Origin of the sequence: Bifidobacterium sp. (assembly GCF_022640935.1) — a bacterium.
GTDB lineage: Bacteria > Actinomycetota > Actinomycetes > Actinomycetales > Bifidobacteriaceae > Bifidobacterium.
In genome coordinates this window covers 128,197-145,740 of the sequence record NZ_JALCCV010000002.1, presented here as the reverse complement: position 1 = coordinate 145,740, position 17,544 = coordinate 128,197, and the positions used below count along the sequence as shown (strand labels likewise).

General features: G+C 61.8%; 15 protein-coding genes and 1 pseudogene. All 16 read left to right on the top strand.

What is annotated here, in order from left to right; translation table 11 throughout:
- Nucleotides 1-11 precede the first annotated feature (11 nt).
- Nucleotides 12-2,132: an AMP-dependent synthetase/ligase gene (locus LKG04_RS01465; protein ID WP_291758891.1), complete on the top strand. Its 2,121-nt coding sequence runs from the start codon at nucleotides 12-14 to the stop codon at nucleotides 2,130-2,132.
- A 195-nt stretch (nucleotides 2,133-2,327) separates the two neighbouring features.
- Entirely contained in the window at nucleotides 2,328-2,810 is a 483-nt protein-coding gene (locus LKG04_RS01460; RefSeq protein ID WP_291758889.1) for a peptide deformylase, read from the top strand.
- 284 nt (nucleotides 2,811-3,094) lie between these two features.
- A complete protein-coding gene (gene rpsB / locus LKG04_RS01455; protein WP_291758886.1) occupies nucleotides 3,095-3,973 on the top strand; it encodes a 30S ribosomal protein S2 in 879 nt (292 codons plus the stop codon).
- Between the two features lie 109 nt (nucleotides 3,974-4,082).
- Nucleotides 4,083-4,934 carry a translation elongation factor Ts gene (gene tsf, locus LKG04_RS01450; protein WP_291758881.1) on the top strand — a complete coding sequence of 284 codons (852 nt, stop codon included), beginning with the start codon at nucleotides 4,083-4,085 and terminating at the stop codon, nucleotides 4,932-4,934.
- 385 nt (nucleotides 4,935-5,319) lie between these two features.
- The gene (gene pyrH, locus LKG04_RS01445) at nucleotides 5,320-6,066 is read left to right on the top strand and encodes a UMP kinase (RefSeq protein WP_291758878.1); all 747 of its coding nucleotides are present in this window, start codon (nucleotides 5,320-5,322) and stop codon (nucleotides 6,064-6,066) included.
- Nucleotides 6,067-6,295: 229 nt separating this feature from the next.
- The gene (gene frr / locus LKG04_RS01440; RefSeq protein WP_291758875.1) at nucleotides 6,296-6,850 is read left to right on the top strand and encodes a ribosome recycling factor; all 555 of its coding nucleotides are present in this window, start codon (nucleotides 6,296-6,298) and stop codon (nucleotides 6,848-6,850) included.
- Between the two features lie 68 nt (nucleotides 6,851-6,918).
- Nucleotides 6,919-7,893 carry a phosphatidate cytidylyltransferase gene (locus tag LKG04_RS01435; RefSeq protein ID WP_291758873.1) on the top strand — a complete coding sequence of 325 codons (975 nt, stop codon included), beginning with the start codon at nucleotides 6,919-6,921 and terminating at the stop codon, nucleotides 7,891-7,893.
- 60 nt (nucleotides 7,894-7,953) lie between these two features.
- The gene (gene rlmN, locus LKG04_RS01430) at nucleotides 7,954-9,144 is read left to right on the top strand and encodes a 23S rRNA (adenine(2503)-C(2))-methyltransferase RlmN (protein WP_291759335.1); all 1,191 of its coding nucleotides are present in this window, start codon (nucleotides 7,954-7,956) and stop codon (nucleotides 9,142-9,144) included.
- 97 nt (nucleotides 9,145-9,241) lie between these two features.
- On the top strand, nucleotides 9,242-10,012 hold the full coding sequence (gene hisF / locus LKG04_RS01425) for an imidazole glycerol phosphate synthase subunit HisF (RefSeq protein WP_291758870.1): 771 nt from the start codon (nucleotides 9,242-9,244) through the stop codon (nucleotides 10,010-10,012).
- 63 nt (nucleotides 10,013-10,075) lie between these two features.
- Nucleotides 10,076-10,450: pseudogene (gene hisI, locus LKG04_RS01420) on the top strand (phosphoribosyl-AMP cyclohydrolase); the annotation flags it as partial.
- A 98-nt stretch (nucleotides 10,451-10,548) separates the two neighbouring features.
- Nucleotides 10,549-12,111: a chorismate-binding protein gene (locus LKG04_RS01415; protein WP_291758868.1), complete on the top strand. Its 1,563-nt coding sequence runs from the start codon at nucleotides 10,549-10,551 to the stop codon at nucleotides 12,109-12,111.
- 77 nt (nucleotides 12,112-12,188) lie between these two features.
- On the top strand, nucleotides 12,189-14,312 hold the full coding sequence (locus LKG04_RS01410) for a bifunctional indole-3-glycerol phosphate synthase/tryptophan synthase subunit beta (RefSeq protein ID WP_291758865.1): 2,124 nt from the start codon (nucleotides 12,189-12,191) through the stop codon (nucleotides 14,310-14,312).
- Between the two features lies 1 nt (nucleotide 14,313).
- Nucleotides 14,314-15,219: a tryptophan synthase subunit alpha gene (trpA, locus tag LKG04_RS01405; RefSeq protein ID WP_291758862.1), complete on the top strand. Its 906-nt coding sequence runs from the start codon at nucleotides 14,314-14,316 to the stop codon at nucleotides 15,217-15,219.
- A gap of 179 nt (nucleotides 15,220-15,398) precedes the next feature.
- On the top strand, nucleotides 15,399-16,316 hold the full coding sequence (lgt, locus tag LKG04_RS01400) for a prolipoprotein diacylglyceryl transferase (protein WP_291759332.1): 918 nt from the start codon (nucleotides 15,399-15,401) through the stop codon (nucleotides 16,314-16,316).
- Nucleotides 16,317-16,410: 94 nt separating this feature from the next.
- Nucleotides 16,411-17,085, top strand: a complete 675-nt coding sequence (gene rpe, locus LKG04_RS01395; protein ID WP_291758859.1) for a ribulose-phosphate 3-epimerase — start codon at nucleotides 16,411-16,413, stop codon at nucleotides 17,083-17,085.
- A gap of 183 nt (nucleotides 17,086-17,268) precedes the next feature.
- Complete coding sequence (locus LKG04_RS01390; protein ID WP_291758858.1) at nucleotides 17,269-17,532, top strand: phosphoribosyl-ATP diphosphatase; 264 nt, start codon at nucleotides 17,269-17,271, stop codon at nucleotides 17,530-17,532.
- The last annotated feature ends 12 nt before the right edge of the window (nucleotides 17,533-17,544 follow it).

Genomic DNA, 17,544 nt, shown 5'->3' with positions numbered 1-17,544 from the left:
TAGTGGAAACTATGTTGCGAGAATATGCGGTGGATATCATCCACCCCACCACCGAGAAGGACACTATTTATTCACTGCTGGCGAATCGCGCGGCGCGAGACCATGATGATCTCATCGCGCAATGGCAGGACGAGCGCACCCGCCGCTGGCATGACGTGAGCGCGGGGGAGATGCTCGGTCGGGTTCGGCAAGTGGCCAAAGGCCTGCTTGGCCTTGGTGTAAAGGCGGGCAGCATGGTCGTCATTTATTCGGCCACCTGCTACGAATGGGGCGTCGTCGATTTCGCGTGCGCAGCCATAGGTGCCGTCTCCGTGCCGATCTACGAGACGGATTCGGCGATCCAGGCCTCGTCGATCGTGTCCGAAGTCGAGCCGATGATCGCTTTCGCAGGAGACTACGATCATGCGCAGACGCTTGAGCAGATTAGAAAAAACCAGGAAAGCCTGAACTATGTGTTCAACTTCAAGGCCGAGGGCCTGGATGCAGTGGCTGATTTCGGTAAATCCCTCGACGATGAGGAGCTGGATCGGGCCATCGGCCGCGTAAGCGCGGACGACATGGCCACCATCGTATACACGTCCGGATCCACCGGCAAGCCCAAGGGCGCGATGCTCTCCCATCGCAATTTCACCACGATCGTCTTCGCAGGCTATGACGTGCTCGACGAAATGCTCTATCAACCGAGCCGTCTGCTGCTTTTCCTGCCGCTGGCGCACTGCTTCGCGCGCTACATCCAATATGTGGCGATCGGCGCCCGCGGCGTCGTCGGATACGTCCCCAGCGCGTCGCATCTGCTCGCCGACCTGCGCAGCTTCAGGCCGACATATCTGCTCGGGGTGCCGCGCGTGTTCGAAAAGGTCTACAACGCGGCGACCCAGAAGGCCGGGGCCGGAATCAAGGGCCGCATCTTCGCCAATGGGTTCCGTCATTTCGTGCAATGGTCCAAGGACGAACGCGACGGGAAACCGCATTCCCTCATGGCGCGGCTGACCCATTCCTTCTACATGAGCGCCATCGGTTCCTCGGTGCGCTCCGCGCTGGGGCCGAACCTGAGCTATCTGGCCTGCGGCGGCGCACCGATGAACGCCGATCTTGCGCATTTCTTCAACGGCATGGACGGCATCACGTTCATTCAGGGCTACGGCATGACCGAAACCGCGGCGCCGTGCGTGGTGAACTTCGAAAAGGCGAATCGTGTCGGGTCGGTCGGCAGGCCTGGCCCGGGCATCGCCTACAAGCTTGGCGATGACGACGAGGTCATGATCAAAGGCGAGAACGTGTTCCTGGGCTATTACAAGCAGCCCGGGCTCACCAAGGATGTCCTCGGCGAAGACGGCTGGCTGCGCAGCGGCGACTTGGGCCGGATCGACGACGACGGCTTCCTGTATATCACCGGACGCAAGAAGGACATCATCATCACCGCGGGCGGCAAGAACATCAGCCCGGCGCCGATGGAAGACACGATAAACACCTGTCCGATCGTCTCGCACTGCGTGGTGGTCGGCGATGGCAAACCCTTCGTCTCCGCGCTCATCGCGCTCGATCAGGAGATGACCTACTCGTGGTTGATTCAACGGGGCATGGACGGGGATAGGCCGATGGATCAGATCGCGAAAAGCGATGCGGTGCGCGCCTGCGTCCAGCAGTATGTCGACCAGGCGAACAGCAGTGTCTCGCGCGCCGAATCGGTGCGCAAGTTCGTCATCGTGGACAAGGACTTCAACCAGGAGGACGGCACGTTGACGCCCAGCCTCAAGGTCGTGCGCCCCAAGGTGCTGCAGCACTACGCCAACCTGATCGAAACGGTGCTCTACGCTCCGCGCACCCAGTCTCGGGAGCCCACGACGACGGTGAAGATTCTGGATCGCGCGACCGAAACCGTCAGGCAGGCGTCGGAAAGCGCCAAGCAGGCTTCGGAGACGGTGAGCCCCAAGGTGCGGCAGGCTTTCGATCAGGCCAGAACGTTCATCACTTTGCCACAGCGACATCCCGGCGACGCCGAACCCGCCACGGTCACGCCGTCCACGGCGCCGGACATATCTGACGGTGGAGATGGCGACAACTCGCCTGCTGCGCCACGCGCCGCAGCCAATGCAGACGACACGGTTGCGCAACAACCCGACAAAGACTGAACCGCCGCCCGAACGCCGCTTCCTGCCATAGGATTACGCTGATTATCCGGCAGGAGGTTTCGTTGTCGTGCCTGGACATAGGCACACGCCGACAGGACCGTGCTGACAGCCTTCTGCTGCAGCTCATGTTGCCATCCTGCTGAAAGACGCCTGCGGCGAAGAGAGGCGACAAGAAGAAGCCAGAGGAGAACAGCTGTGACGATACGCGAGATCCGTGTGATACCCGACCCTGTGCTGCGCACGCCGTGCGACCCGATCAGGAAGATCACCCCGGCGGTGCGCCGGCTGGTCGAGGACCTGCTCGAAACAGTCGATGACCCGGGCAGGGCAGGGCTGTCCGCAAACCAGATCGGCGTAAGCCTGCGCGCCTTCTCATATAACATCGATGGCACAGTCGGCTATATTCTCAACCCGGTGATGGAAGAGACCAGTGGCGAGCAGTACGGCGACGAGGGATGCCTGTCGGTTCCAGGCCTGTGGTACGCCACCCGGCGGGCCAACTACGCGCGCGTGCGCGGCATCGATCTGGACGGCAAGACGGTGATGCTGGAGGGCCACGGCATGATGGGGCGCATGCTGCAGCACGAATATGATCATCTCGACGGTCATATCTACCTCGATCGGCTCGAGAAGCAAGTGAGGCGCGAGGCCATGCGCCGGCTGCGCGCCCAGCGCTGACGCATTAACGCAGGAAGGCTAAAGCCCCGGCGCCAATGCGTTTGCCGGGCCACGGCAGCTACGCGCCACGAGAAAATACAGCCCTTGCAGTATGCTGAACCATCGTGTGCCAACCGGATTCATGCACGGTCGTGCGGTGTTTGGGTCCAACCAGCATTTCCAACCGGCACACCAAAAATCGCGTCATGTCCACGACGATCCGTGTCGGTCGGCGCTCGTGAAGAGCGCTGCATGCGGATGCACATGACCAGGCAATAACCGACATGAAAGGCAAGAGCATTATTATGGCTCAGATCACCATGAGTGACATGCTGAAGGCAGGACTGCACTTCGGCCATCAGACCCGTCGTTGGAACCCGAAGATGAAGCAGTACATCCTCACCCAGCGCAACGGTATCCATATCATCAATCTCTTCAAGTCTCTCGATCTGATCGACGTGGCCTACGACTTCATCAAGACGACCGTCGCCCACAATGGCACCATTCTGTTCGTCGGCACGAAGAAGCAGGCTCAGGAGGCGATTGAGAAGCAGGCAACTCGCGTGAACATGCCCTACGTCAGCGAACGCTGGCTCGGTGGCATGCTGACCAACTTCCAAACCGTGTCCAAGCGCGTCACCCGTCTCAAGGAACTCGAGGAGATGGACTTTTCCGACGTGCGCGGCTCGGGACTTACCAAGAAGGAACTGTTGCTGCTGGAGCGCGAGAAGGACAAGCTCAACAAGCAGCTCGGCGGCATCCGCAACATGGGCCGCACCCCCTCGGCGATGTTCATTGTGGACATCAGCAAAGAGGCGCTGGCCGTCGAAGAGGCGCACAAGCTGGGCATCCCGGTAGTTGCCGTAGTCGACACCAACACCGACCCAGAGACTGTCGACTACCCGATCCCGGCCAACGATGACGCCATTCGCGGCATCGAGCTGCTCACCAGCCTCATGGCTGACGCCGTGGCCGACGGCCTGCTCGATCGTTCCGGCAAGGCCGCCAAGGTCGAAGGTGAAACCGCCGACCAGCCGATGGCCGCTTGGGAAAAGGAGCTCCTGACCAAGGATGCTCCCGCCGCCGAAGCCGAGGCAGGCGTCCAGACGCCGACGACCGGCGAACAGCCGACCGAAGCGCAGCCAGAGACCGCTCCGGCAACCGAGGCTCCTGCAGAAGCCTGACCAGAGTAGCAGTGCATACGGTTTGCGCCTGGAGCTGGCAACGAAACCAGAGCCAGGCGCAAAGCATATGCAACTCACTATTTGCAATCCAACAGAGGAGACAACAGCAATGGCAGCAATAACCGCAGCATTGATCAAGCAGGTGCGCGAAGACACCGGCGCCGGCATGATGGACGTCAAGAAGGCCCTGACCGAGGCCGAGGGCGATGTCGCACGCGCCAAGGAGATCATCCGCGCCAAGGGCATTCAGGCCGCAGGCAAGCGCGAAGGCCGCAGCGCCAAGGAAGGCACGATCGCGTCCAAGGTCGTTCAGTCCGCCAACGGCGAGACCGGATACGCGATCGAAGTCAATTCCGAGACCGACTTCGTGGCTAAGACCCCGAAGTTCATCGAATTCGCCGATAGCATCGTGGACAAGGCCATCGCGGCCAAGGCCAGTTCCGTGGATGAGCTGCTCGCGGCAGCCGATGGCGAGGCCACCATCAAGGAGACCGTCGAAGAGGCGGCCGCGCTGTTCGGCGAGCATGTCAAGCTCGACCAGTTCGCGACGATCGAAGGCCCACACGTCGAGATCTACGCGCACAAGCGCTCCGTCGAGATGCCGCCGAGCATCGTGGCCATGATCGCGACCGACGAGGCTGGCGCGCAAGTGGCGCACGAGGCCGCGCTGCAGATCTCCGCACTCGGTGCCCGATGGCTCACCCGCGAGGACGTCCCGGCTGATGTGGTCGAGTCCGAGCGTCGTGTGGCCACTGAGAAGTCCTTGGCCGAAGGCAAGCCCGAGAAGATTGTTCCCAAGATCGTGGAAGGCCGCCTAGGCGCCTTCTACAAGGAGAACGTGCTGCTCGAACAGGAGTACGTCAAGGATCCCTCCAAGAGCGTCGGCGATCTGTTCAAGAAGGTCGGCGGCAAGGCCTTGGCCTTCGCTCGTCTCGAAGTCGGCAAAGGCGACGAAAAGTAGTCCTTTACGATAACAGCTTCGTCGTTGAACGAGAGCGGTGATTTGATATGGCTAGTGCCTGCAGATGCGGCAATACATCTGCAGGCACTAGCCATATCATGTTGTGCCTGAAAAGTCTTCGCAGCCTTGATGCAGACGTCGGCCCTGCCTCCACGACCTTGGCGGTCATTCACCTCACCTACGGGAAGACGATGCCGATGGCATCGTCTTCGGCCCATTGGCGGGGCCTCACTTCGCCTACGAACAGTCTGCAGGGCACGATTCGTTTTACGACACGAGCCGCGCCCTGCGCTTAATGGCTCGGCTCGTGTCGGTGTTGACGGATACCCTATAGAGCGGAAAATATGCATATGCGTGGAAAAACGCATGGCGAGAAAGGCTGGCTATGAGCGACGAAGACGCAGCAGGCAAACCCCGACGGGTTCTGCTCAAGCTTTCAGGGGAGGCCTTCGGCGGCGGCGCCGTCGGCATCGATACGCAGGTCGTGCGCCGGGTGGCGGCGGAAATCGTTCCGGCGGTGCAACGCGGCGTGCAGGTCGCGATCGTGGTCGGCGGCGGCAACTTCTTCCGCGGCGCCGAACTTCAACAGGCCGGCATCGACCGCAGCCGCGGCGATTACATGGGCATGCTCGGCACCGTGATGAACTGCCTGGCGCTGCAGGACTTCCTCGAGCAGGAAGGGCAGGCCACACGCGTGCAGACCGCCATCGCCATGGGCCAGGTGGCCGAGCCTTACATCCCGCTCAAAGCCATCCGTCATTTGGAGAAGGGCCGTGTGGTCATCTTCGGCGCCGGCGCCGGCATGCCGTATTTCTCCACTGACACTGTCTCTATTCAGCGCGCCTTGGAAATCCACTGCGACGAGGTGCTGATGGGCAAGAATGGCGTCGACGGCATCTATACCGCCGACCCGCGCAAGGACCCTGCGGCGCAACGCTTCGAGACCCTGAGTTACAGCCGCGCACTGGTCGACAACCTCGCCGTAATGGATGCTTCGGCGCTCTCCATGGCCCGTGACAATGCAACCCCCATCCGTGTATTCGGACTCGAGGGCCAGGGCGATGTGACCCGCGCGCTGGTCGGCGAACGGCTCGGCACCCTCGTTTCATCGGCTGAATCGAAGATCGCCTGATCTGGCGTTATACGCGCCGAAGCCCAGTCCGCTTCGCGATTCGCATCGCGCCGTGCGCACCGGTAACCCGCCGGGCGATGCGCGCAGCGCGGATAACGACTAGTGTTGCATAAAAGAATGCAGCGCGATCCTCTCTCAATGTAGAACATCGTCACCCGCATGCAACACACGGCAACACGTCAGACAAACAGGCACAAGTCCACACGTCAAGTAATCGGAAGGAACTTCCATGGCATCCGTCATCGATCAAGCAAGCGCCCAGATGGCCAAATCCGTCGAGGCGACCAAGGAGAATTTCTCCGGCATCCGCACTGGCCGGGCCAACCCGGCATTGCTCAACGGCCTAATGGTCGATTATTACGGTGCGCCCACGCCTATCAAAGCCGTCGCGACAATCGGCGTGCCTGAGCCACGCTCCCTGTCGATTACCCCGTACGATCCTTCTCAGGCAAATGCAGTGGAGAAGGCGATCCGCGATTCGGATCTCGGCGTCAGTCCTCGCCGTGACGGCAACGTCATTCGCGTCACCATGCCCGAACTGACCGAAGACCGCCGCAAGGAGTATGTCAAGCTCGCCAAGACCAAGGCCGAGGACGGCAAGATAGCCGTGCGCAATATTCGCCGCAAGGCCAAGGAGTCCGTCGATAAGGCCGTCAAAGACGGCGATATGGGTGAGGACGAGGGCGATCGGCTGCTCAAAGATCTCGACAAGGTCACCAAGCGGATCACGGATGAACTCGACGCGCTGCTTGACACCAAGCAAAAGGAAATTATGGAGGTCTGAGCCATTCGGCACAGATCGAAATGGTGGTATCGCGGCACCGTTAACTGGCTGAAGGACGCAAATCAAGCATGCATAGGCACGAACACCACAGTGGCGAGGCCGAAGAAGCGCTGCAGGACATCAACAAGAAAACCGGGCGCAATATGCCGCAGGCGGTGGCTACCGCCATCGTGCTGATCGTGCTGATCCTGGCCTGCCTGCTCATCCGCATCGACGTCTTCGTCGCGCTCATCGTCGTTTTCATGTTGCTGGCGCTGTGGGAGCTGCGCGTCGATTTTGCGGCGGCCGGCCTGCGTTTCCCACTGGTAATCACAGGTGTTTGCTCAGCGGTTACGTTACTGACCACGTATTATGCCCCCGATCCCATTCTCGCCGCTGCAGTGTGCTTGACCGCGTCGGTGCCGCTCGTAATCATCGGCGCGAACGTCAGTCTGAGCACGAGCGTACGACTGGCCTCGGCGGTGGCGGGCAAACTCAATCAAGGCGGCGGGGCATCGGCAGGATCCGGCTCCGTGCCGGCTGCGCCTGCGTACCGCCGCTTGGACAATGTCGCTCTCGCCGTGTTCACCGTGCTGTACATTCCGGCACTCGCATCCTGCATCGTGCTGCCGCTGACATTCAACGCCCACGCCGTGGCTCACGCTGTCATCATCGTCTTTTTGCCGGCCATCAGCGACACCGGCGGTCTGTTCGCCGGGGCATGGCTAGGCAGGCACAAGCTTTCGCCACGCATTTCGCCGAAAAAATCCGTCGAAGGCCTTGCCGGATCGATTCTCGCCTCGGTTCTCGGCGCCTACGTCGTCTTCGCCGTCACATACGGCAGCCTATGGGCTTCGCGCTGGTGGGTACCGATCCTCATGGGAGCAATGGTCGGCGTTGTAGGAACGTTCGGCGACCTGTGCGCTTCGATGCTCAAACGCGACATCGGCATCAAGGATATGGGCCATCTGCTCAAAGGACACGGCGGGGTGATGGACCGGGTCGATTCGATCCTGCTGTGCGCTCCGTTCCTGGCGGCCCTGCTCTGGGCGACCGGGCTGTAGGCGCGCAGGTGAAAGATGATACGGATGAAAGACGTGCAGATGACAGGCAGGCATAGCGACATGACGCAGCACGAAACGCAGGAGGACGCGGCTAACGGCATCACGCCCGGCGGCACTACCGGCGCATTCCGCGATGTGCTGGCCAAAGACCATGCGCGCCGGGGCAAGCCGCCGCTGCATCTGGTCGATATGAACGCCGAGCAACGCATTGAAGCTGCGAACCAGCTCGGTTTGCAGCCCTTCCGTGTCAAACAGCTGGCAAATCACTATTTCGCGCATTACGCCGTCGACGCCGCACGGTTCACCGATTTCCCGGAAAGCATGCGGCAGCAGGCCAGCCGCATCTTCCTGCCCAGGCTCATCAATGAAGTGACCAGACAGACCGCCGACGAAGGAACCACCGTGAAAACACTGTGGGAGCTCTTCGATGGCGCGCGCATAGAATCCGTGCTCATGCGCTACCCCAAGCGCACGACCCTGTGCATTTCCAGCCAAGTAGGCTGCGGGATGGGCTGCCCCTTCTGCGCAACCGGTCAGCTTGGCCTGACACGCAACATGTCCGCCGGCGAGATACTCGAACAGGTGCGCGTCGCCGCAAAGGCCATGCGCGACGGCGATATCGCAGGAGGCCCGGGCCGCTTGAGCAATGTCGTGTTCATGGGCATGGGCGAACCCATGGGCAATTATCGCGCGGTGATCTCGGCTGTGCGTCAGATGAGCGCATTGCCTCCGAACGGATTCGGCATCTCCGCGCGTAATATCACCGTTTCCACGGTTGGCGTGGTGCCCGGCATCAACAAGCTGGCCAAGGAAGGCCTGCCGCTGCGTCTGGCCGTATCGCTGCATGCGCCGACCGACGCGCTGCGCGACGAGCTGGTGCCGATGAACAAGCGTTTCAACACCACGCAGGTACTTGATGCCGCGCATGCGTACTATCTGGCCAGCAAACGGCGCGTGAGCATCGAGTACGCCCTGATGCGCGGCATCAACGACCAGGCCGAGCATGCCAGGGAATTGGCGAGACGGCTGAACCATTATGGTGACGACTGGGTGCATGTCAATCCGATCCCGCTCAACCCCATCGAGGGCTCACGCTGGACGGCCTCCAAACCGCAGGACGAGCGGCAATTCCTTGAGATCCTGCACCACGCGGGCATCACCGCGACTTTGCGTGACACGCGCGGCTCCGACATCGACGGGGCCTGCGGGCAACTGGCTGCGAAGAACCTCCCCGTCGCGGCAGCCGTCTGAGGCTGCAATTCAGTGTTTTCTGGACGCGCAAACCCTCTTGACGCCGGCAACCGCTACCCTAGGAGGCGAATAATCCGGCTGTGAGCAGGGAGTTGCAATGTCATTGGCTGTGCGGGTCATCCCATGTCTGGACGTCGATGAGGGTCGTGTGGTCAAAGGGGTGCATTTCGAGCATCTGCGCGATGCCGGCGACCCTGTCGAACTGGCCGCCGAATATTACCGGCAAGGTGCCGATGAGCTGACTTTCCTCGATGTAACCGCTTCCAGCGGCCACCGGCAAACCATGGTCGACGTCGTCGGCCGTACCGCCGAGCAGCTATTCATCCCGCTGACGGTCGGCGGCGGCGTACGCTCTGTGGAGGATGTCGACTCGCTGCTGCGTTGCGGCGCTGACAAGATCAGCGTGAACACCGCTGCGATCAACGATCCCACACTTATCAGCAAAGTCACCCGGCGCTTCGGCAACCAAGTCCTCGTGCTTTCCGTCGACGCGCGCCGTGAGCGCGGCGAGAAGCACACCGAATCGGGTTTCGAAGTCACCACGATGGGCGGGCGACGTTCCACCGGCATCGACGCCGTATGGTGGGCGCGTCGGGCCGAAAACCTCGGCGCAGGCGAAATCCTGCTCAACTCGATGGATGCGGACGGCACCGAACGAGGCTTCGACCTTGAGATGATCCGCACGATGCGACGCGCAGTGACCATACCCATCATCGCCAGCGGCGGGGCCGGGGGAGCCAAGGATTTTCCCCCGGCCGTCGAAGCCGGGGCGGATGCAGTGCTCGCCGCCTCGATTTTCCACTTCGGCACGACCACCATCCGCGAGGTCAAGAACGAGCTGCGCCACGCAGGCTACTGCGTCAGGTAGCCGCGCCTGGACAAGCTTGTCCAGGCGCGCCCGTTGCCAATATGTGAGAGGAATGCAAGAGGAATGGCATACGATAATTCAACCGGTCTCGACCCGCATATCGCCCGGCGGCTCAAGCGCGACAACAAGGGCCTGGTCGCTGCCGTCATCCAGCAGTACGACACGCATGAGGTGCTGATGGTGGGTTACATGGACGATGAGGCGCTGCGCCGCACCTTAAGCACAGGCCGGGTGACGTTCTGGTCCCGTTCGCGGCAAGAATACTGGCGCAAAGGCGACACATCAGGCCATGTGCAGTATGTCAAGGGCGCAGCCATCGACTGCGACGGCGACGCGCTGCTTATCGAGGTCGATCAGATCGGTGCTGCCTGCCACACCGGCGCGCGCAGCTGCTTCGATGCCGGGGGACCGCTTCCCGTAGTGACCGGCCCGGCAGAAAACCTGCGGGACGCGCAAGATGCAAAGACTCGGCGACCCGACGATGGCATTCGACCGTTGCCCGCCCGGCCCGTTTCGGCACGACAGGAGACAGCGCGATGAATGCATGCAGCGTCGAGCATTTGCAGTGGGGCGGAACCTGGCCCAGCCGAGAGGAATTCCATGAGCTGGCTGATGCGGGATACCGCATTATCCCCATCGTGCGCCGCCTGTTGGCCGATTCGCTCACGCCTGTGGGGTTCTATGAGCGGCTGGCGGGCGGGCGCAGCGGCACGTTCATTCTCGAATCCGCGGAATACGGCGGTTCGTGGAGCCGATACAGTTTCATCGGCGTCGATTCGTTGGCTCAGTTACGGTCGAACAAGGGCCAGGCCGACTGGCTCGGCAAAGTTCCGTCAGGCATCCCGCTGCATGGCGACGTGCTTGACGTGGCTCATGCCGTGCTGCGCACGCTCAAGGCCCCGCACATCGCCGGGCTGCCGAATCTGACCGGCGGGCTGGTCGGCTCGGTCGGCTGGGACGCCTTGCGCCACTGGGAGCCTACGCTGCGCGCGCAGGCCCCGATAGAGACCACGCAATCCGAGCTGGTGCTCGCCTTGGCCACGGATATAGCGGTCATCGACCATCTCACCGGATCGATATGGCTGATCGCCAACGCAGTCAATATGGATGACAAACCGACGCGCGCCGACGCTGCCTACGACAACGCTCTCAAACGCCTTGAGGCGATGCAGCGCGCGGCGGTCACCCCGGTCCCGGGGGAGTCCAGGATCAGTGTGCTCGACAGCGCTGCACCGCAGCCTGAATTGCGTTTCCGTACCGAACGCGACGTTTACGAACAGGCCGTTGAAATCGCTAAACGGCATATCGTGGACGGTGACGTGTTCCAGGTCGTGATCTCCCAACGGCTCGAAATCGATTCGCCGGCCGACCCCTTCGACGTCTATCGGGTCTTGCGCACGCTCAACCCCAGCCCATATATGTACTTCCTTTCGCTCACTGACGCGCAGGGCCGCGATTTCAATGTGATCGGCTCCAGCCCGGAGACGCTCATCAAAGTGGACGACGGCCAAGCCGTCACCTTCCCGATCGCAGGATCGCGCCCGCGCGGGAAAACCATCGAAGATGACGAACGGCTGGCCAAGGAGCTGCTGGAAGATCCCAAGGAACGCAGCGAGCACATCATGCTCGTCGATCTGTCGCGCAACGACTTGAGCCGCGTGTGCGAGCCGCAAAGCGTCGAAGTCGTCTCGCTCATGGACATCAAACGCTTCAGCCACATCATGCACATCTGTTCGACCGTCACCGGCCGCGTGGCGCCAGGGCTCACCGCTTTCGACGTGTTCATGTCCGCGTTCCCGGCCGGCACGCTGTCAGGCGCGCCCAAGCCACGCGCCATCGAGATCATCGACAAATTGGAGCCCGCCGACCGCGGCATCTACGGCGGCACCATCGGCTACTTCGATTTCTCGGGCAACATGGATATGGCCATCGCCATCCGCACGGCGTATCTGTGCGACCATCAAGCCTCGGTGCAGGCAGGCGCCGGCATCGTGCTCGATTCGGTGCCTGAGCATGAATGGCAGGAAACGCGCAACAAGGCGGAGGCCAGCGTGGAGGCCATCCAGATCGCGTCCCAGCTGCGCTCGCTGCACTCGTGAAGATACGCCTGCGCGTGCGAAACCCCGTATACACAGGATCGTATAGAGTTACCCATGACAGAATCGAAAGGTTGACCATGTCCGTACTCGATGAATTGGTGGCTGGAGCTCTCGAGGACCAGCAGGCGCGCGCACGCGTCGTGTCCCTCGATACGATCAAACGGATGGCGGCCGATGCGCCGGCAGCCTTTGATGCGCGCCGATGGCTCGAGGCCGCCGACAAGGTTCCTGTCATCGCCGAGATCAAACGCGCCTCGCCATCCAAGGGGCATCTGAATGACATTCCCGACCCGGCTGCTTTGGCGCGCCAATACGAGTCGGGCGGCGCCAGCGCGATATCCGTGCTGACTGAAGGCCGCCGTTTTCTGGGTTCGCTCGACGACTTCGATCAAGTACGGGCAGCCGTGCATATCCCGCTGCTGCGCAAGGATTTCATGGTCAATGAATACCAAATCTGGGAATCACGCGCTCATGGTGCCGACATCGTGCTGCTCATCGTCGCCGCTCTTGACGACGATACGCTCGCCCGGCTGCTGAAGCTCGCCGAATCCTTGGGCATGACCGTGCTGGTCGAGGCGCATAACCGCGAAGAGATCGCGCGTGCCGAGGCAGCCGGGGCCACGGTCATCGGCATCAATGCCAGAAACCTCAAGAACCTGCACGTCGACATATCCACTTACGGCGAGCTGGCCGCCGATCTGCCGGGCAACGTCATCCGCGTGGCGGAATCGGGCGTGTTCGGCAGCGTCGAAGTCGAGGATTACGCCCGCGCCGGGGCCGATGCCGTACTCGTAGGCGAAGGCGTCGCCACGGCCGAGGACCATGAGGGGGCCGTGCGCGCGTTGGTCGCTGCTGGCAAGCGCGTCAAGGCCTCCGAGCAGCGACCGCTGTCCACGCATGAGGGACCGTATTTCGGCCAATTCGGCGGCCGATATGTGCCCGAGGCGCTGGTCGGCGCTTTGGACGAGCTCGAATCGGTCTACGAACAGGCCAAGGCCGACCCCGAATTCCACAAGGAGTTTGCCAAGCTCAATCGCCAGTACGTCGGCAGGCCCTCTTCGCTGACCGAGGCCCCGCGCTTCGCGGAACGGCTCAACGCAAAAACCGGGCTCAACGCGCGTGTGTTCCTCAAACGCGAGGATCTCAACCATACCGGCGCGCATAAGATCAACAACGCGCTCGGCCAGGCCCTGCTTGTCAAGCGCATGGGCAAGACCCGCGTCATCGCCGAGACCGGGGCCGGGCAGCACGGCGTGGCCACGGCTACCGTATGCGCCCTGTTCGGCCTCAGGTGCCGCATCTACATGGGCCAGATCGATGCCCGCCGACAGGCCCTCAATGTCGCCAGAATGCGGCTGCTTGGCGCCGAAGTCGTCGAAGTTACGCAGGGCACGAAGATCCTCAAGGACGCGATCAACGAGGCGCTGCGCGACTGGGTCACCAACGTAGAGAGTACGCATTACCTACTGGGCACGGTCGCAGGGCCTCATCCCTTCCCTTCGATGGTGCGCGACTTCCAGAAGATTATCGGCGAAGAGGCCAAACGCCAGCTGAACGAGGAATACGGCATCGAGCATCCCGATGCGGTATGCGCCTGCGTGGGCGGCGGCTCGAATGCCATCGGCGTCATGAACGCCTTCCTTGACGATGACCGCGTGAACCTCTATGGCTACGAGGCCGGCGGCAACGGGCCCGCATCCGGCGAACACGCCATTAGATTCGCGCCGGACACCGGCGAGGTCGGCATGTTCCAAGGTGCGAAATCCTATCTGCTTGAGGATGAGCAAGGCCAGACACGCGATACGTATTCGATCTCTGCGGGCCTCGACTATGCTTCGGTGGGTCCCGAGCACGCTTGGCTCAAAGACATCGGCCGCGTCAACTACTCTTGGTCTACCGACGACGAGGCCATGAGCGCTTTTAAAGACCTGTGCGAGACCGAAGGCATCATCCCGGCGATCGAAAGCGCCCACGCCGTGGCCGGCGCATACAAAGCCGCCGCCGATCTCAAGGCGAAGGGCTACAGCAGCCCTGTGATCCTCATCAACATCTCCGGACGAGGGGACAAGGACGTGGCCACGGCGGGCAAATGGTTCGGCTATCTGACCGACGAGCAAAGCAAGGCATTGGAGGCCAATGGCGCGCATGGCACGTCTAGCGACGATGCCGGGTCCGACAACACAGGCACGGATGGGGAATGATATGACTGAAACGAATGCAACCGCCGCCCGCTCAAGTGCTCGGCCAGATGTGCAGGCCGATTTTCAACCATTGGGCATCAGCCATCGGCCGAGCCCGACCGAAACGCTGCTGAGGGATCTCAAGGCCAAGGACTCGCCTGCCTTCATCGGCTACTTGCCGTACGGCTTCCCCGATGCGCGGGGTTCGCTGGAGGCGCTGCGCTGCATAGTCGAAAACGGCGTCGACATCGTCGAGATCGGTCTGCCGTACTCCGACCCGGTCATGGACGGCCCGGTGATCCAGTCCGCCTCCCAACTCGCCATCGCGCATGGAGGACGCCTTGAGGGCGTGTTCGATGCTGTGCGCACCGTGGCCCAGGCGGGCGCCGTTCCGCTCATCATGAGCTATTGGAACCTAATCTTTCACTACGGCGTCGAACGGTTCGCCACGAAATTCGAAGCTGCGGGCGGCGCGGGGCTCATCACGCCGGATCTGATTCCCGACGAGGCAGGGGAGTGGATTGAGGCTTCGCAGCGTCACGGGCTGGACCGCATCTTCCTCGTCTCGCCCGATTCCAGCGATGCACGGCTCGCGGCTGTCGCCAAACATGCACGCGGCTTCGTCTACGCCGCCTCGCGCATGGGCGTGACCGGCGAACGGACGACGCTCAGCGCTTCGCCGCAGGAGCTCGTGCGGCGCACCCGGCGGGCGGGCGCCCGCAACGTCTGCGTGGGCATCGGCGTGTCCACGCCCGAACAGGGCGCGCAGGTCGGCGCATATGCCGACGGCGTCATCGTCGGCTCGGCGCTGGTGCATACCCTGCTCGACGATACCGGCGTCAACGTCCGTGATCTGCGCGATGGCCTCGATGCGTTGGCAGCCACTACCGCCGCTTTGGCAAAAGGCATTCATGGTGCCCGGAGATAACGGCCTCACGCTCACTGAGCGGCCAAACCACATGCGTTGATAAACACATGGATACCGAAGAACACAACCACCACAGGCGAGAACAGCACGCGTAGGCCGGCTATCGGCCAGCGCCCGGACATCGCCGCGAACGATGAGCATTAGGTGATCATGATATGAGCTATATACCGCTGGGCAACTTGCCGCTGGCATACATACCCTCGCCGACGATTTCGCAGTTTTCGATCGGTCCGCTGACGATTCATTTCTACGCGTTGTGCATCCTCGCCGGCATCGTCGCCGCCGTCTGGATCGGCAACGCGCGCTGGACACGGCTAGGCGGCAATTTCGATCAGATCCTTGACATCACGCTGTGCGCCGTGCCCGCCGGCATCATCGGCGCCAGAATCTACCATATCATCACCACGCCGGAGCGATTCTTCGGTTCCACTGGCAATTGGACCGACATGTTCCGCATCTGGAACGGGGGTCTTGGCATCTGGGGCGGCATCGCCTTCGGCGCACTGGCCGCATGGGCATGGTGCCGCCACAAGCGCTATCCGATGGCGCTGCTGGCCGACTGCATCGCGCCGGGACTGCTCGTAGCGCAAGCGATCGGCAGGCTGGGAAACTGGTTCAACCAAGAACTCTATGGGAAGCCCACAACGCTGCCCTGGGGTCTGAAACTCAACAATGTCGGCACCGCCATCGGGCAGAGCGAACAATGCTATGACGGCTCGTCGTGCCCGACCGGCACCCTGTTCCAACCGACCTTCCTGTACGAGATGATCTGGAACCTCATCGGCGCGGCGCTGATCGTGTGGCTCGGCCGCAAAACGCTGCACACGCTCAAGGCCGGCTCGCAGTTCACGCTGTACGTCATGTGGTACACCGCAGGACGCACTTGGATCGAGGCGCTGCGCATTGATTTCGCCCATGAGCTGCTCGGGGTGCGTGTCAACGTCTGGGTCTCCATCGCCGTCTTCGTAGCCGGCGCCGTCGCCTTCATACTCGTGCAACGGTATGGCAGATCATCCGCCCCGCTCGCCGAGCAGCTGCGCACGGTGAGCGGGGCGGAACGCCAGGACGAGACGCGCAGCCCCGAGAACGCGGCTTGACCGTCTGGGATACGCTTGTTTCGCAAGATGACCCATGACAGCATGCAGAAAATCATTCTGAAGTATCATATCCAAGTCGCTCGTCCTCAATAGAATGAAAGCCATGACCATTCGTATCGCTCCCAGCATCCTATCCGCTGATTTTTGTAATCTCGAACGTGACCTCAAGGCCATCTCCAATGCCGATCTGGTTCACGTCGACGTCATGGACCACCATTTCGTCCCGAATCTGACACTCGGCGAACCAATTGTGAAGCGGATCTGCGAAGTGACCGAACTGCCGGTCGACGTGCATCTCATGATCGAGGATCCAGATCGGTGGGCGCCCGAGTACGCCAAGCTCGGAGCCGCTTCGGTCAGTTTCCACATGGGCGCCGCCCACGCCCCCGTGCGCTTGGCCCGCCAGCTGCGCGAAATGGGCTGCCAAGCGTGCTACGCCGTGCGCCCGGCCGAGCCGGTCGAGCCGATCTTCGACATCCTCGACGAATTCGATATGATACTCATCATGACGGTCGAACCTGGCTTCGGCGGCCAGAAATTCCTCACCAACCAGATGGCCAAGGTGCGTCGTTTGCGCGATGAAATCACACGCCGCGGCCTAGGCACGCATATCCAAGTGGACGGCGGCGTCAGTCCTTCCACGGCGACGACTGTGGCCGCGGCCGGGGCAGATGTGTTGGTTGCTGGTTCGGCGGTCTACGGGGCTGCGAGCCCGGTGGCAGCCATCGACGCGATACGAGAGCGTGCGCAGGGCGCATACCGCGACTGAACGAGATCCTGCGCTCAATGACTCTGATGACGGCGTTTCCCAAAGGAACAGCCGGATGGAATCGCACATAGCAGCTGACAGAACAATAATCAATATCATAATAATCACGATATCAAAACGATAGGCGGCACATCGATGGGCACAGGCCTGGTTGAGAGCGGGAACACTGGCAAGGAGCCGAACATGAAGACATTCGAATCGTTGTTCGCCGAGCTGAGCGCAAAGGCGCAGGAGCGCCCCGAAGGCTCGCTGACTGTGGGCGAGCTTGACAAAGGCACGCATTTCATCGGCAAGAAGATCATCGAAGAGGCGGGGGAGACGTGGATCGCCGCGGAATACGAAGGGGCCGACCGCACCGCCGAGGAGATGAGCCAGCTGCTCTATCATCTGCAGGTCATGATGATCGATCGCGGCATTGCTTTGGACGACGTTTACCGGTATTTGTGAGAGAACGATCCG